We start from the raw sequence: 16,335 nt of genomic DNA on the forward strand, positions 1-16,335 counted from the left end.
TTTCTATATCTCGGGTTCGAATCCCGATACCTCGGGGGCCAGACGTGCGAAAGGGGCCACTCGGACCCCTTTGCAGGATTTGGCGGAGAGTGAGGGATTCGAACCCTCGATGGGCTTTTGACCCATACTCCCTTAGCAGGGGAGCGCCTTCGACCACTCGGCCAACTCTCCGGAAACGCGGCACAGGATACGGGCTTGGGCCCATAAAGAAAAGGCCCGGCGGCCACTGGGACCGCCGGGCCTGGCAACCTCTGTCAGTCGTCGCGCGAGGAAGCGGCCACGCTCCCCCCTGGGGCAGACCCACCGCCGGACGAGCCCTGATCGTCGCCCGCTACGTTGGATTCGCGCTGGATGCGCTGGAAAATCTCCTCGCGGTGGACAGCAACGTCCTGAGGCGCGTTGATCCCGATACGAACCTGATTGCCCTTGACCCCCAGGACGGTGACGGAAACGTCCTCGCCGATCATGAGGGTCTCGCCCACACGTCGAGTCAAAATGAGCATGCTCTTCTCCGCAGTGCCTGTGTCGGACGCAGTCGGTCGTCCGGTAACCGTTTTACGGTCTGTCATCCTTAACCGTCCTCCTGTTGACCGACAGGTTCATGCTCAAGTTCAAAGGCATCATGGAGAGCGCGTACTGCAAGTTCGAGGTACTTCTCATCCACGACCACCGAGATCTTGATCTCGGAGGTCGAAATCATCCGAATGTTGATCGTCTCGCGCGACAGGGCCTCGAACATCTTGCTGGCAATCCCGGCGTGCGAACGCATCCCGACGCCGACCACCGAGATCTTCACGATGTGGGTATCCCCGGAGACCTCACGTGCATTCAAGGCCTTGCAGGCATCCTGCAGAATCGTCAGCGCCTTGTCATAGTCGTTGCGATGCACCGTAAAGGTGAAGTCGGTGGTCTGATCCGCGCCCACGTTCTGCACGATCATGTCCACCTCGATGTTGGCGTCCGCGATCGGCCCGAGGATACGATGCGCGACCCCCGGCTGATCGGGGACGCCCTGAACCGTCAGCTGGGCCTCGTTCTGATTGAACGCGATACCCGCAACCAGCGCCTGTTCCACCTGCGCATCCTCCTCCGTGGTAATCAGTGTCCCTTGTCCTTCCTCAAACGAGGACAGGACTCTTAGAGGGACGTTGTACTTGCCCGCAAATTCCACCGCGCGAATCTGCAGCACCTTGGAGCCGAGGCTCGCCATCTCCAGCATCTCCTCGAAGGTGATGCTGTGCAGGCGTCGCGCATTCGGCACCAGGCGCGGGTCAGTGGTGTACACACCGTCGACATCCGTATAGATCCGGCACTCATCGGCCTTCAGCGCGGCCGCCAGCGCGACCGCCGTTGTATCCGACCCGCCGCGGCCCAGTGTGGTGATTGCGCCGTGCTCGTCCACACCCTGGAATCCGGCCACAACGACCACTCGGCCGGCCTCCAGATCCGCGCGCACACGGGCATCGTCGATACTGCGGATACGCGCCTTGTTATGTGCGCTGTCCGTGCGAATCGTGACCTGGGCGCCGGTATAGGAGCGCGCCGGGCAACCATGCGCCTCCAGCGCCATCGACAGCAGGGCAATCGTCACCTGCTCGCCGGTGGAGAGAAGTACATCCAGCTCGCGACCATCGGCCCGCGGGTTCAGGGCGTGCGCAAGCCCCAGCAGACGATCCGTCTCGCCGCTCATCGCGGAGACGACGATCACCAATTGATGGCCCTCCTCGCGTAGCTTCAGCGCCCGCTCCGCGACCGCCTCGATGCGCTCGGTGGTGCCCACCGAGGTGCCCCCGAATTTCAGTACCAGCAACGCCATTGCACGATTCCATTCACCGCCGCCCGGAAAGGCGGCGCATTAAACATCATTCAGATCGTCATTGCGAGAACCCCGAGCACGCCCAGAAAGCGCCCCCAGGGTGGCGGACAGACATCGTGGGCGCTGGCCCCGCGATGACGGAGGGTCCTCAGGCGCGTTCGCGTACCCAGTCCGCGACCGAGGCCAGCGCGGCATCCAGCTTGTCCGGGCTCTGGCCGCCGGCCATCGCCATGTCCGGGCGACCGCCGCCCTTGCCGTCCACCTGCGCGGCGACATGACCGACCAGGTCGCCGGCCTTGAACTGGCCGGTCTCGGCCTTGGTAACGCCGGCCACCAGGCTGACCTTGCCCTCGCCGGTCGCGGTTCCCAGGACCACGACCGCCTTGCCAAGTTTCTGCTTGAGCTGGTCGACCATGTCGCGCAGGGCCTTGGGCTCCACGCCGTCGATCTTCGCGGCCAGCACCTGCACGCCGCCGACCTCCTGCGCCTGCGAGGCCAGGTCGCTGCCGGCCTGGCTGGCCAGCTTGCCCTTGAGCTGTTCGATCTGCTTTTCCAGTTCGCGCGAGCGCTCCTGCAACTGGGCGACCTTGTCGGCCGCCTCGCCACGCCCGGCACGCAGGCGGTCGGCGATCGCATCCAGATACCCGAGCTGCTCGTCCACCCAGCGTAGCGCCACCTCGCCGGCCACCGCCTCAATACGGCGGATCCCGGCAGCCACCCCACCCTCGGAGGTAATGCGGAACAGTCCGATGTCGCCGGTACGATCCACATGCGTGCCGCCGCACAGCTCCACGGAGGTGCCGATCTTCAGCACGCGCACCTGGTCGCCGTACTTCTCGCCGAACAGGGCGACCGCGCCGGACTCCATCGCCGATTCGATGTCCATCACGCGGGTGTCTGTGGCCTCATTGGCCAGGATCTCGGCGTTCACCTGGGCCTCGATGGCGCGTAGCTGTTCGTCGGTCAGCGGCTCCATGTGGGTGAAGTCGAAACGCAGGCGATCGGGGTCCACCAGCGAGCCCTTCTGCTGGACGTGGTCGCCCAGCTGGTCGCGCAGGGCCTTGTGCAGCAGGTGGGTCGCCGAGTGGTGGCGACGGATATTCTCGCGGCGCGGGCCTTCGACCGCGGCCTGCAGCGTCTGGCCAACCTCCAGCGTGCCGGCACGGACCTGGCCGACATGGATATGCGCCGCGCCCTGCTTGCGCGTATCGGCGACCTGGAAGCGCACGCCGGAGCCGCTCAGCGTGCCGACATCGCCCACCTGGCCGCCGGACTCGCCGTAGAACGGCGTACGGTCCAGCACCACCAGACCTTCGGCGCCGACCTCGAGTCGTTCGACCGGCTCGCCGTTCTGGTACAGCGCGACCACGCGACCCTCGTCGTCGACGGTCTCGTAGCCGGAGAATGTGGTCTCGAGATCGATCTGCGGCAGGCCGCCGTCGTCCATGGAGAAGTGGCTGGCGGCGCGGGCCCGGGCGCGCTGGTCGGCCATCGCGGACTCGAAGCCCGCCATGTCCAGCTCCAGGCCACGCTCGCGCGCGATGTCCCCGGTCAGGTCCACCGGGAAGCCGTAGGTGTCATACAGCAGGAAGATGGTCTCGCCCGGGATCACCTTGCCCTCGAGATCGCGCAGGTCGTCCTCGAGGATCTTCATGCCCTTGTCGAGCGTCTCCAGGAACTTGCGTTCCTCCTTCTCCAGTACCTGCTCGACCCGGGCCTGCGCCTCGGCCAGCTCCGGGAAGGCCTCGCCCATTACGCGCACCAGATCGCCGACCATCTGGTAGAGGAAGGCGTCCTGCGCGCCCACCTTGAAGCCATGGCGCGCGGCGCGGCGGATGATGCGGCGCAGCACGTAGCCGCGGCCCTCATTCGACGGCAGCACGCCGTCGGTAATCAGGAAGGCGATGGAACGGATGTGGTCGGCGATCACGCGCAGCGAGGCGGAGTCCTGCTCCTTCGCCCCGGTCACACGTGCGGCGGCCGCGATCAGGTCCTGGAACAGGTCGATCTCGTAATTGGAGTGCACGCCCTGCAGCACCGCGGCCAGGCGTTCGAGGCCCATGCCGGTATCCACCGACGGACGCGGCAGCGGGTTCAGCGTGCCGTCCGCGTCGCGGTCGTACTGCATGAACACCAGATTCCAAATCTCGATGTAGCGATCACCGTCTTCGTCCGGGGATCCGGGCGGGCCACCCTCGACCTCCGGCCCGTGGTCATAGAAGACCTCGGTGCAGGGGCCGCAGGGGCCGGTGTCGCCCATCTGCCAGAAGTTGTCGGAGCCGCCGTCCGGCTTGTCACCGATGCGCACGATGCGCTCGGCCGGGACCTGGATCTCGTTCGCCCAGACGTTATAGGCGTCGTCGTCGGTCTCGTAGACCGTGACCCACAGCTTTTCCGGCGGCAGACCAATGGTCTCGGTCAGGAACTGCCAGGCGTAGTGGATCGCATCGCGCTTGAAGTAGTCGCCAAAGCTGAAGTTGCCCAGCATCTCGAAGAAGGTGTGATGCCGCGCGGTGTAACCGACGTTTTCCAGGTCGTTGTGCTTGCCGCCCGCGCGCACGCAGCGCTGGCTGGATACCGCGCGGTTGTACGAACGCTTCTCGCGACCGAGGAACACATCCTTGAACTGCACCATCCCCGCGTTGGTGAACAACAGCGTGGGATCGTTGCCCGGTACCAGCGGGCTGGAGGACACGATCGTATGGCCATGCCCTTCAAAGAATTCGAGGAAACTCCGGCGAATGTCGGCGCTTTTCATGCGGTTCCGATTGAATATGGGGTCAAAACCGGAATCCTATCACGCAAGCCCCCAACCCGCGTATTGCCGGGCCCGCCTTCGGGCCATGATGCAGGAGGCCAGCCCTCTGGCCGATCGGGCCTGTCCAGCACCCCATCGCGCAGAGGGCTGCGCTCCTACAGCGACAGAGCCACCAACCGGTAGGAGGCCAGACCACTGGCCGATCGGGGCATCACCAAACGTCGTGTCGCGCAGAGGGCTGCGCTCCTACAGTGGGGACCATGGCCTCCTGCGTCCTACGGGGTCTCGTCCTTCCAGGCCGCGAGGGCCTGGTGGGCAACGCCGCCGGAGAAGCCGCGGCCGGCGAGGTGGCGGAGCATGCGGGCCTCGTCTTCGCGGGTATCGGGGGGGTAGCGGAAGTGGCGTTCGAGCTGGCCGCGGGCCTGGTCGGTCCAGTTGACCTCCAGGGCGTCGATGGCGGCGTTGACGGTGTCGTTGCCGATGCCGTTGTGGGCAAGTTCGGCACGGATGCGCTGTTCGCCGTAGCCCTGCTCGGTGCGGTGGCGGGCGATGAAGTCCGCGTAACGGGTGTCGCTCAGGTAGTCGAGTTCCCGCGCGCGTTCCAGCGCGGCATCCACCGCGTCGCGCTCGAACCCGCGCTCGGCCAGCTTGCGCGCGAGCTCCAGCGCGGAATGCTCGCGCCGCACCAGCAGCCGGAGCCCGGCCTCCAGTGCGGCGTCCGGGTCGGCCGGGTCAGCCTTGCTCCTCGACCGGGGCATCGACCGGCTCGTCCTCCACCGCAGCCTTGTTGCGCTTCGGCAGCAGGCGTTCGCGCAGGGTCTTTTCGACTTCCTCGGCGATCTGCGGGTTGTCCTTCAGGTACTGGCGGGCGTTTTCCTTGCCCTGACCAATCCGCTCGCCGTTGTAGCTGTACCAGGCGCCGGCCTTGTCAATCAGGCCTTCCTTCACACCCATCTCGATGATCTCGCCGACCCGCGAGATGCCCTCGCCGTAGAGGATCTCGAAGTAGGCCTCGCGGAACGGGGGTGCCATCTTGTTCTTGACGACCTTCACGCGGGTCTCGTTGCCGATCACCTCGTCGCCCTTCTTGATCGCGCCGATGCGGCGGATGTCCATGCGCACGGAGGAATAGAACTTGAGCGCGTTGCCGCCGGTGGTGGTCTCGGGGCTCCCGAACATCACGCCGATCTTCATGCGGATCTGGTTGATGAAGATGACCAGGGTGTTGGAGCGCTTGATGTTGGCGGTCAGCTTGCGCAGCGCCTGCGACATCAGACGCGCCTGCAGGCCGACATGGGAGTCGCCCATCTCGCCCTCGATCTCGGCCTTGGGCGTGAGCGCGGCCACCGAGTCGACGATCACCACATCCACCGCACCGGAGCGCACCAGCATGTCGGCGATCTCCAGCGCCTGCTCACCGGTATCCGGCTGCGAGACCAGCAGATCGTCCACGTTCACGCCCAGCTTCTCGGCGTAGGTCGGGTCCAGCGCGTGCTCGGCGTCCACGAACGCGGCGGTGCCGCCCAGCTTCTGCGCCTCGGCCACCACCTGCAGGGTCAGGGTCGTCTTGCCCGAGGACTCCGGGCCATAGATCTCGACCACGCGCCCGCGCGGCACGCCGCCAATCCCGAGCGCGATGTCCAGCGCCAGGGAACCCGTGGAGATCGCGGGGACGTCCACCGCCTGCTGATCGCCCATGCGCATCACCGCGCCCTTGCCGAATTGGCGTTCGATCTGCCCCAGTGCGGCGGTCAGGGCCTTCTTGCGATTCTCGTCCACGGTATGCCTCCCGATGCTTGCAGCGATGGTTTCCGATCCGTTGCGGGGCGGATACGGGGCCGCAGTATCCCACAGGGCGGGGAGCGACCCAACCCGGGTTCACGGTTCGAAGGGGATCCCCGGAGGCACCATGCCTCCGGGGATGGTCATGGGGTCAGGCCGCCTCGTGCACCAGCAATGCACTCAGTGCGTGCAGCATGGCCTGCAGGCGTACATCGTGGCGTTCGCCATCGAAATGGCAGGTCTCGACGCGCGCATCCTGCCCGCGCTCCTGCCAGCCAAAGCAGACCGTGCCCACCGGCTTGTCCACGCTGCCGCCGCCAGGCCCGGCGATCCCGGTCACCGAGAGCGCCAGGTCGGCATCGCAGTGGGCAAGCCCGCCTTCGACCATTGCCCGCGCCACGGCCTCGCTGACCGCGCCGTGCTGCTCGATCAGCTCGGCCGGCACCCCGACCATCCGCGTCTTGGCCGCGTTGGAGTATGCCACCCAGCCGCACTCGAACCAGCCCGAACTGCCCGGGACATCGGTAATCGCCTGGGCAATCCCGCCGCCAGTACAGGACTCGATGGTGCACAACTTGCGCTCACTGGCGAGCAGCCGCTCGCCGAGGTCGTAGACCAGCGCCGAGAGCCCGGCCAGATCGGGCTCGTGCGGGCTCACAATCACAGTCGATTCCGCTTCCATGTCCGGATCATCCCTCGCTATCAAAGACAATGGCCACGCGCCAGATCACCCGATCTTCGCCCAGGGGCTCGCTGCGCACGACCTCGCCGGCACGCTCCAGGGCGGGCACTCGCCCGTCCGGGCTGTGAACCGCGATACTCACACGCTCGCCCGCCTGTGGCGCATGCGGCCAGCGAAAGGCACAGCCGCTGGCCGAAAGATCCTCCAGCCGCACTTCGTCCACCGCACCGGTCGCCGTCCAGGTCACTCGTGCGGGGGTGTCGACCTGCATGCGCCGGAAGCCCCGGCGATCATCTTCTCCCAGCATGCGCATCCTCCATGACTCCACCCGAGTGTGGCACATCACGTCTCGTGATGGTGCACCTGCCACACGAGGCCGCGCATCCGTATACTGCGCGGCAGGGAAATACTGATTAATGTACACGCTCGCGTTGGTACCCCAGGTTTTCCGAGACAAGGCGCGTCGTGCAGCGGGTAGTGGTTCTACCCGCAAGCGGCGCAACGCCGAATCGGGGAACCTGGGGTGCCAACCCCAAGGGGCTCGGCCGCTTTTGCGCGCGAACGGCGTTGCGGCTCCCTTGTGCAGAATGACTGCACGGCAGTCACCGCGCCTTGTTCGCACGCAAAAGCGACTCGAGCGCGAACGTGTACATTAATCAGTGTTTCCCCAAGCCCGGATCGACCGCAGCCGAACCGATGAGCACCGCCGAGCCCCTCTCCGCCCACACCCCGATGATGCAACAGTACCTGGCCATCAAGGCCGAGTACCCGGATACGTTGCTGCTCTACCGCATGGGGGACTTCTACGAACTGTTCTACGACGACGCCGAGCGCGCCGCGGGGCTGCTCGACATCACCCTGACCCGGCGCGGCGAATCGGCCGGGGCGCCCATCCCGATGGCCGGGATCCCCGTGCACACGCTGGAGAGCTACCTGGCCCGCCTGCTGAAGATGGGCGAGAGCGTCGCCATCTGCGAGCAGACGGGTGCGGTGGGCGCCCAGAAGGGCCCGGTCAAGCGCGAGGTCGTGCGCATCGTGACTCCGGGCACGGTTACCGAGGAAGCCCTGCTGGATGCCCGCCAGGTGAATCGGCTGGTCGCGGTCTGCTCGGCCGCTTCCGCCGCCGTGAAGGGCCGCAAGACGGGCTACGGCATCGCCAGCCTGGAGTTCGCCAGCGGCCAGTTCCGCGTACTGGAGGTCGGCGACGAAACCGAGCTGGCCGCCGAACTGGCGCGGCTCGACCCGGTGGAACTGCTCGTACCCGATCAGACCGGCGCGATCCCGGGCACCGAGTCCTTCACTCCCCAGCGCCACGCCGACTGGCATTTCGACGCGGTCTCCGCCCATCGCCTGCTGATCACCCATTTCGGTACCCGCGACCTGTCCGGCTTTGGCTGCGAGGGGCTGGACCTCGGCATCGCCGCCGCCGGCGCCCTGCTCGCCTACGTGCAGAACCGCCATCGCGGCGATCTCGCACACATCACCAGCCTGGCGCACGAGCAGCGCAGCCAGATGCTGGTGCTGGACCCGGCCACCCGCCGCAATCTGGAACTCACGCGCACCCTGACGGGCGAGCGCCGCGGTTCTCTGCTCGCCCTGTTGGACACAACGCAGTCGGCGATGGGCGCCCGCCGTCTGATGCAGTGGCTGCACCAGCCGCTGCGCGAGCGCGCGATCATCCGCGAGCGCCAGACCGCGATCACCGCCCTGCTGGAACAGGAGGCCGTCACCCCGATCCGCGACGCCCTGGCCGGCTCCGCCGACAGCGAACGCATCCTCTCGCGCATCGTGCTGGGCAGCGCACGCCCGCGCGACCTGACGGCCCTGCTCGCCAGTCTGGAACGCCTGCCGGCCCTGCACGCGGCCCTGACGCCGCTGGCCAATGTCGCCGAACGCCTGTCCGCCCTGCATGCCGCACTCGCGCCGGAGGATGACCTGACCGCCCGGCTCGGCGCCGCCCTGGTGGAGGAGCCACCGCTGCGGGTGACCGACGGCGGCATGATCCGCGCGGGTTACGACCCCGAGCTGGATCGCCTGCGCGCGCTGGAAAGCGACGGCGACACCTTCCTGCGGGAGATCGAGGCCCGCGAGCGCGAGGCCACCGGCATCCCCACGCTCAAGGTCGCCTACAACCGCGTGCACGGCTATTACATCGAGGTCTCGCGCAGCCGCTCGGCCGAGCTCCCCGGCCGCTTCATGCGCCGTCAGACACTGAAGAACACCGAGCGCTACACCACCGAGGAACTCAAGCGCTTCGAGGACGAGATCCTCTCCGCCCGCGAGCAGGCCATGCTCCGCGAGCGCGCGCTGTTCGACGACCTGATCGCCGACCTGCAGGCCCGCGCCCCGCGCCTGCGCACCCTCGCCGACGCCGTAGCCGAGCTGGACGTGCTCGCCTGCCTGGCCGAGCGCGCCGCCCGCCTCGACTGGCACTGCCCGGAGCTGGTCCAGGATCCCGGCATCCATATCGAGCAGGGCCGGCATCCGGTGGTCGAGGCCGGGCTCGATACCCCGTTCGTCGCCAATGACACCGAGCTGGACCCGGAGGCGCGCCGCCTGCTGGTGATCACCGGTCCCAACATGGGTGGCAAATCCACCTACATGCGTCAGACGGCATTGATCGTGCTGCTCGCGTGCATGGGCAGCTTCGTGCCGGCCGCGCGGGCGCAGATCGGGCCGGTGGACCGCATCTTCACCCGCATCGGCGCCTCCGACGACCTGACATCCGGGCGTTCGACCTTCATGGTGGAGATGACCGAGGCCGCGAACATCCTGCACAACGCGGGCCCCGAAAGCCTGGTGCTGATGGACGAGATCGGCCGCGGCACCAGCACCTTCGACGGGCTGGCACTCGCCCTGGCCTGCGCCGAGCGCCTGACGCGCCACAACCGCGCGCTGACCCTGTTCGCCACGCATTACTTCGAACTGACCGCGCTGGCCGAGCGCGAGCCGGCCGTGGCCAACGTGCACACGGACGCCATGGAGCACGAACACAGCATCGTGTTCCTGCACCAGGTCCGCGAGGGTCCGGCGAATCAGAGTTACGGGTTGCAGGTGGCGCAGCTGGCCGGCGTCCCGGCCGATGTACTCAAGCTCGCGCGGGAACACCTGCGCGAACTGGAGGACCGGGCCGCAGCGACGGACTCGCCGCAACTCGGCCTGTTCGCCTCCGCGCCGGACGCAACGACCACGGCCCCCGAGCCGGTTGCCGAGGAGCGGTCTTCGGAAGAACGGGCCCTGAAGGCCCTGTTCGACACCCTGGACCCGGACGAAATGAGCCCGCGCGAGGCCCTGGATGCCCTCTACCGCATGAAGGACGCCCTGCGCGATCGGCAATAGGCGTCCTGTTGGTCAGTCTTCCGAATCGGCCGGGACGATGATTTGCTCCTCAGCTTCCGCCTCGGCGGCATCCGGGTCATCGTCCTCCAGCACATCATGCGGAATCGCGGCGCTGTCCCAGCCACCGCCCAGGGCGCGGAACAGCGTCGCGGTGGCCGCCAGACGATCACGCGAGGCCTCGGTCAGCGTCAGGCGCGCATCCAGCAGGGCCCGCCGCGCATCCAGCACCTCCAGATAGCCCACGAACCCGCCCAGATAGCGGCGCTCCGCCAGGTCCAGCACCTCGACCCGGGCCCCGACTTCGCGCTGGCGCACCTCCACCCGTTCATGCGCCGCGTTCAGCACGCTCCAGGTATTGGCGACCTCCTCCAGGGCCTCCTGAATCGCCGCGCGGTATTCCAGCTCGGCGATATCGCGCTCGGCCTGCACGCCTTCGATCGTGGCGCGCCGCCGGCCGAAATCGAGGATCGGCACCGTGGATTCCGCCAGGAACTCCCAGAAGAACGAATCACTGGAGGAAAACTGGCTGACCCGGCTGACCTCCTGCCCGAACAGCGCGGCCAGGTTCAGGCTCGGCAGCCATTCCGCGCGGGCCACGCCGATATCGGCATTGGCCGCAATCAGGCTGGCCTCCGCCGCCCGGATATCCGGCCGGCGGATCATCAGGTCCGACGGTACCGAATGCGGGAGCCCGGAGATCGTATCCGGCAGGTCTTCCAGACCCTCGTCGCCGAGCCCCTCCAGACCTTCGGTCACGGCCTCGGTATCCCCCACCAGCACCGCCAGTGCCCGGCGCTGCTGTACCGCATCCGCCTCAAGATCGGGCAGGCTGGCGCGACTGGTCTCCAGTTCGGCCTGGGCCTGGCGTACGGTCAGATCCGTCGTGGCACCACTCTCGAGCCGCGAGCGCTCCAGTTCCAGCGCCTCGATCTGGGAAAGGATCGTCGCCTCGGTGGTCTCGATCTGCTCCCGCGTGGCGCGGTAGTCGAAATAGGTGCTGACCACATCGCTCACAACCGCCAGGCGGGTGGCATCACGGGTAAACGCCGTGTTCAGCAGTTGCGCCCGCGCTCCCTCCTCTGCGCGCGACAGCCGCCCCCATAGATCGACCTCGTAGCTCAGCAGCGTCCCGATCGCAATCTCGGTTTCCGGGTCATCGTCCCCCGCTGGATACTCGCGTTCGAACTCGGCGAACCCGTCCAACTGAGGAAACTGCTCGGCACGACTCAGGCCCAGCACCGCCCGCGCCTGCACCACCCGCGCCGCGGCGATTTCCGCCTCGATATTGTTCTCCAGCGCCTCGCGCACCAGGCGATCCAGCAGCGGGTCCTCGAACATCTCCCACCAGAACTCGGCGTCGGCGTAGTCGGTGTCCATCTGGTCACCGATCTCCTCCGGCCACTCGTCCGGGAGCGTGACCTCCGGGCGCTCGTAGTCCGGCCCGACCGCACACCCGGCCAGCAGCGCGGCCGCAGAAACCCCCAACAGCGTCCTACGCATGCGTTCCGGCCTCCTTCGGGTCGTCCGTGTCGCGCGGGCGCTTGCTCAGGCGCTCCATGCCACTGGAAATGACAAAATAGAACAGGGGCACGAACAGCAGCGCGAGGAAGGTCGCGCTCAGCATGCCGCCAATGATGCCGATGCCGATCGCGTGCTGACTGTTCGCACCCGCGCCGGTTGCCAGTACCAGCGGAACCACGCCCAGGATGAACGACATCGCCGTCATCATGATCGGCCGGAAACGCAGGCGGGCCGCCTCCACCGAGGCATCGAACAGGCTCAGGCCCTCGTTGCGCTTGTTCTGCGCGAATTCGACGATCAGGATCGCGTTCTTGGCCGCCAGCGAGACCAGCACCAGCAGACCGATCTGGAAGTAGATCCCGTTCTCCTGCCCGGTCAGCCAGACCGCGACCAGGGCCCCGAAGATTGCGAACGGAACGGCCATCAGCACGGCCAATGGCAGCGTCCATCGCTCGTACTGGGCGGCCAGGATCAACACCACGAAGACCACCCCCAGAACGAAAGCGAGCACCGAGGTCCCCGCCGCCTGCTGCTCCAGGTACTCGGCACCGGTCCAGCTCAGCAGGTAGTCGTCCGACAGGGTCTCGTCGACCACTTCCTCCAGTGCCTGTATTGCATCCCCCGAGCTGTAGCCGGGTGCGGGCTCGCCCATGATCCGCGCGGCGGGGAACACGTTGAAGCGCTCCACCTCGTCCGGTCCCTGTACCCGCTCGACCGACACCAGGCTGGACAGCGGCACCAGGTCGCCACCATCCGAGCGCACGAAGATGCGATCGAGATCATCCGGGCTCCGGCGGTAATCGGCCTCGGCCTGCATCTGCACCTGCATCACCCGGCCGAACAGCGAGAAGTCGTTGATGTAGACCGCCCCGAAGGTGCTCTGCATCGCGTCGAACACGTCCGCGATCGGCACCCCGGCGGCAAAGGCCCGTTCGCGATCCACATCGGCGTCGTAACGCGGCACCTCGATATTGAGCGAGGTGCGCACATCCGCCAGCTCCGGACGCTCCGCGGCCGCCGCAATAATCTCCTCGGCGCGCTCGCGCATGGTTTCCGAGTCATCCCCCACCCGGCTTTGCAGATAGGCCTCGAACCCGCCCGTGGTGGAGATGCCGGTGATCGGCGGCGGATTGAACGCACGGATCGTCGCCTCCGGCTGGCGTTCGCCATCGGCGACCAGACGGTCGATCACCGCGTCGCTGCTCTGATCGTCGCCGCGACGCTCGGACCAGTCATTGAGCGTCACATAGGCCGCGCCGGCATAGGTCTTCATGCCGTCGGACAGCAGGTCCATGCCGGAGAAGGCCACGACGTCCGCGGTGTCGTCGTACTCCAGCGCCTCCTCGCCCAGGCGATCCATGACATCACGGGTACGCTGCAGCGAGGCCGCGGCGGGCAGTTCGGCGGCGGCGAACACATACCCCTGATCCTCCTGCGGCACCAGGCCACCGGGCACGATCCGGAACAGCACCACGATCGCCACCAGCAGCAGCGCGAACAGGCCCATGCCCACGAAATTGCGCCGCAGCAGGAAGCGCACCCCTACCATGTAGGCGGCGGTGAAGCGGTCGAACGTGCTGTTGAACCAGCGAAACGGGAAGGCCGGACGGCGGGGCTTGTCGGACAACAGGCGCGCGCACATCGCCGGGCTCAAGGTCAGCGCGACGATCCCCGAGATCCCCACCGATACGGCGATGGTGATCGCGAACTGCTGGTACATCTGCCCGCTGAATCCGCCGATAAAGGCAACCGGCACGAACACCGCGATGGTGACCAGCGTCATCGCGATGATCGGTGTGGCCACCTCGTCCACGGTCTGATAGGCCGCATCGACGGCCTTCATCCCCTGCTCGCGCATCAGCCGCTCGGTGTTCTCGAGCACAATGATCGCGTTGTCCACCACGATCCCGATCGCCAGCACCAGCCCGAACAGCGTCAGCATGTTCGCGGAAAAGCCGAGCACGTACATCCCGGCCAGCGTCCCGATCAGCGAGACCGGCACCGCGATGATCGGCACGGCCGTAGCCCGGAACGTCTGCAGGAACAGATACACCACTGCGACCACCAGGATCAGCGCCTGCACCAGGGTCAGCAGTACGCGCTGCACCGACTGGTCGATGAAGATCGTGGTATCGAACGGGATCGAGTATTCCAGCGAATCCGGGAAACGCGGCTCCAGTTCCTCCAGGATCTCGCGCACCCCGCGCGCCGTCTCCAGCGCGTTGGCGCCGGGCTCCAGGTAGACCCCCACCGGCACGGTGGACTGGCCGTTGTGCTTGGCATCGAAGTTGTAGAAGTGCGCGCCCAGCTCCACCCGCGCCACGTCACCCAGCCGCAGGGCGGAACCGTCCGGCGCACTGCGCAGGATCACCTGCTCGAATTCCTCCTCCTCGGAGAACCGCTCGGGGGTCGTCACCGCATAGGTGAAGTCGATCGCGTTCTCCATCGGCTCGGCGCCGAACTGGCCGGCCGCGTACTGCTCGTTCTGCTCCTGGATCGCGGAACGGATGTCACTGGCGGTCAGGTCGTACTCCGCCATCTGGTCCGGCTGCAGCCAGATCCGCATCGAATAGATCTGCGCACCAAAGAAGGTCTGGTCCCCCACGCCCGGCGCGCGGCGCAGCTCCGAGTAGACATTGCGCCAGACGTAGTCGCTGATAAAGCGGTTGTCGAGGCTGCCGTCCGACGAGGTGAACGTGATCATCTGCAGCATCGACGGGGCACGTTTCTCCACCGCGATTCCGGCCCCGGTCACCGTCTCCGGCAACCGTCCCATCGCACCCTCGACCTCGTTGCTGACGTTGATCGCGGCGATGTCGGGGTCGGTCCCCACCTCGAAGGTGACGATCAGCTCCATGTCGCCGTCGTCGGTGGACTTCGAACGCATGTACGCCATGTTGTCCACGCCATCGACCGTCGCCTCGATCGGGGCGGCCACGGTCTCCGCCACCGCCTCGGCGCTCGCGCCCGGATAACTGGCGGTCACGATCACCTTGGGCGGCAGGATGTCCGGATACTGGTCGACCGGCAGCAGCAGGGCCGACGACAGCCCGGCCAGCACGAACAGGATCGAGATGACCGAGGCCAGTACCGGCCGGCCGATGAAAAAGCGCAGCATTAGTCGGACGCCTCGTCGGCGTCGGGATCATCCAGCCCCGGCTCGGCGCCATTGCCCACCCCGTCCAGGATGTCCTCGACCGCATCGGCCTCGGTCTCCGGATCCATCACCTCGTCCAGCAGATCCGGTGCTACCTCCGGCAGCACACCCGGCGACACGGGCTCTTCCGTCTCGCGCGGGGCGTCCCGGGGTTCGATCCGTTCCCCCTCCTCGACGCCGGCCACCCCCCCGACCACGATCCGGTCGCCATCGCTCAGCCCGGCGGTAACCAGAAAGTCCTCGTCGAGGTCCATGCCGATCTGGATCGGCCGCACATGCGGGATGTCATCGTCGTCGACGACATACACCGCGGCCCCGTCGGAGCCCTCGATCACCGCGGCATGCGGCACGCGCATGCCATGTCCCGCCATCAGGCCGCTCAGGGTCACGCGCACGAACTGTCCGGGCAGCAACTGGACCTAGCGGTTGGGGAACAGCGCGCGCACCTCGACCATGCCCGTGGCCTCGTCCACCGCCGCCTCGGTCACGTCGATCTGCCCCTGATGCGGATACAGCGAACCATCCGGCAGGGTCAGCAACACGGTCAGGCCGACACCGGAGCGGATCTGTGGTCCGTACGCCGTCAGATGTCCCTCGGGGATCGCGAAGTCGGCCCGGATGGGGTCGAGCTGGGTCACGGTGGTCAGCAGGTCGCCGGCCTGCAGCAGGCTGCCTTCCGGACGCTCCTCCAGCCCTGCGATGCCCTCCAGCGGTGCGGTCACAGAGGTGTAATCCAGGTCCAGCTGGGCCTCCGCCAGCGCCGCCTCGGCCTCGGCAACCTCGGCCTCGCCCAGTTCCAGTTGCGAGCGTGCCTCGTCGCGCTCGCGGCCACTGGCGGCATTGTCCTCGTACAGGTCCAGCACCCGCCCCCACTCGCGCTCGGCCTGGCGCTGCTCGGCCTCGGCGCGCTCCAGACTGGCCTGCGCGCTGCGCACCCGCACGGCATAGGGCGAAGGATCAATGCGGAACAGCTCGGTACCGCGCTCGACCATCTCGCCTTCGTCGTAACGGCGGCTTTCTAGCACGCCCGCCACCCGCGCGCGCACCTCCACCTCGCGCGGACTGCGGGTGCGGGCCGTATAGGTGCGCGAGATCGACACCAGCTCGCTCTCCAGCGAGCGCACGGGCACTTCCACCGGCTCGGATGCCACCTCATCCTCGTCCTCCGATTCTGCCGCGCAACCGGGCAGTACAAGAGCCAGCAGGAGGGCCAGGAGTGAAACGCCAGTGGCCGAAAACGGGGCGGCCAGTCGGAGGTGGTACATGCAAGCTTCCCCGCT

10 protein-coding genes, 1 tRNA gene and 1 pseudogene are annotated in these 16,335 nt (G+C 67.1%); 1 reads left to right on the top strand and 11 read right to left on the bottom strand.

Annotated elements, in window-relative coordinates; all coding sequences use genetic code 11:
- Positions 1-80: 80 nt before the first annotated feature.
- From F813_RS0112790 to F813_RS0112825, 8 genes are all read right to left on the bottom strand, one after another.
- Positions 81-171: transfer RNA gene (locus tag F813_RS0112790), tRNA-Ser, on the bottom strand.
- A gap of 83 nt (positions 172-254) precedes the next feature.
- Positions 255-503 carry a carbon storage regulator CsrA gene (gene csrA / locus F813_RS0112795; protein ID WP_012982990.1) on the bottom strand — a complete coding sequence of 83 codons (249 nt, stop codon included), beginning with the start codon at positions 501-503 and terminating at the stop codon, positions 255-257.
- 68 nt (positions 504-571) lie between these two features.
- Complete coding sequence (locus tag F813_RS0112800) at positions 572-1,816, bottom strand: aspartate kinase (RefSeq protein WP_017926860.1); 1,245 nt, start codon at positions 1,814-1,816, stop codon at positions 572-574.
- Between the two features lie 148 nt (positions 1,817-1,964).
- Positions 1,965-4,574, bottom strand: coding sequence for an alanine--tRNA ligase (gene alaS, locus F813_RS0112805; protein ID WP_012982992.1), 2,610 nt, complete (start codon positions 4,572-4,574; stop codon positions 1,965-1,967).
- A gap of 275 nt (positions 4,575-4,849) precedes the next feature.
- A complete protein-coding gene (locus tag F813_RS0112810) occupies positions 4,850-5,332 on the bottom strand; it encodes a regulatory protein RecX (RefSeq protein ID WP_017926861.1) in 483 nt (160 codons plus the stop codon).
- Positions 5,307-6,353 (bottom strand): recombinase RecA, encoded by a 1,047-nt coding sequence (gene recA / locus F813_RS0112815; protein WP_012982994.1) that lies wholly within the window; start codon positions 6,351-6,353, stop codon positions 5,307-5,309. The genes F813_RS0112810 and recA overlap by 26 nt, the downstream gene beginning before the upstream one ends.
- Positions 6,354-6,507: 154 nt before the next feature.
- A complete protein-coding gene (locus tag F813_RS0112820; protein ID WP_012982995.1) occupies positions 6,508-7,038 on the bottom strand; it encodes a CinA family protein in 531 nt (176 codons plus the stop codon).
- Positions 7,039-7,045: 7 nt separating this feature from the next.
- Positions 7,046-7,345, bottom strand: coding sequence for a PilZ domain-containing protein (locus tag F813_RS0112825; protein WP_017926862.1), 300 nt, complete (start codon positions 7,343-7,345; stop codon positions 7,046-7,048).
- Between the two features lie 389 nt (positions 7,346-7,734).
- On the opposite strand from F813_RS0112825, the gene mutS reads away from it, so the two are divergent.
- Positions 7,735-10,377, top strand: coding sequence for a DNA mismatch repair protein MutS (gene mutS, locus F813_RS0112830; RefSeq protein WP_017926863.1), 2,643 nt, complete (start codon positions 7,735-7,737; stop codon positions 10,375-10,377).
- Between the two features lie 12 nt (positions 10,378-10,389).
- Here mutS and F813_RS0112835 read toward each other — a convergent pair whose 3' ends face one another.
- The 3 genes and pseudogenes from F813_RS0112835 to F813_RS13735 form a co-directional block, all read right to left on the bottom strand.
- Entirely contained in the window at positions 10,390-11,862 is a 1,473-nt protein-coding gene (locus F813_RS0112835) for an efflux transporter outer membrane subunit (protein WP_026148290.1), read from the bottom strand.
- Positions 11,863-11,869: 7 nt separating this feature from the next.
- The gene (locus tag F813_RS0112840) at positions 11,870-15,016 is read right to left on the bottom strand and encodes an efflux RND transporter permease subunit (RefSeq protein WP_017926865.1); all 3,147 of its coding nucleotides are present in this window, start codon (positions 15,014-15,016) and stop codon (positions 11,870-11,872) included.
- Positions 15,016-16,320: pseudogene (locus tag F813_RS13735) on the bottom strand (efflux RND transporter periplasmic adaptor subunit). Before F813_RS13735 ends, F813_RS0112840 begins: the two are co-directional and overlap by 1 nt.
- Between the last annotated feature and the right edge of the window lie 15 nt (positions 16,321-16,335).

The organism is Thioalkalivibrio sp. HL-Eb18, assembly GCF_000364985.1.
Lineage (GTDB): Bacteria > Pseudomonadota > Gammaproteobacteria > Ectothiorhodospirales > Ectothiorhodospiraceae > Thioalkalivibrio.

Excerpts from the sequence above, each read along its gene's own strand:
- csrA (WP_012982990.1), bottom strand. The coding sequence starts at position 503 with ATGCTCATTTTGACTCGACGTGTGGGCGAGACCCTCATGATCGGCGAG.
- F813_RS0112800 (WP_017926860.1), bottom strand. The coding sequence starts at position 1,816 with ATGGCGTTGCTGGTACTGAAATTCGGGGGCACCTCGGTGGGCACCACC.
- alaS (WP_012982992.1), bottom strand. The coding sequence starts at position 4,574 with ATGAAAAGCGCCGACATTCGCCGGAGTTTCCTCGAATTCTTTGAAGGG.
- F813_RS0112810 (WP_017926861.1), bottom strand. The coding sequence starts at position 5,332 with ATGCCCCGGTCGAGGAGCAAGGCTGACCCGGCCGACCCGGACGCCGCA.
- F813_RS0112820 (WP_012982995.1), bottom strand. The coding sequence starts at position 7,038 with ATGGAAGCGGAATCGACTGTGATTGTGAGCCCGCACGAGCCCGATCTG.
- F813_RS0112825 (WP_017926862.1), bottom strand. The coding sequence starts at position 7,345 with ATGCTGGGAGAAGATGATCGCCGGGGCTTCCGGCGCATGCAGGTCGAC.
- mutS (WP_017926863.1), top strand. The coding sequence starts at position 7,735 with ATGAGCACCGCCGAGCCCCTCTCCGCCCACACCCCGATGATGCAACAG.
- F813_RS0112840 (WP_017926865.1), bottom strand. The coding sequence starts at position 15,016 with ATGCTGCGCTTTTTCATCGGCCGGCCGGTACTGGCCTCGGTCATCTCG.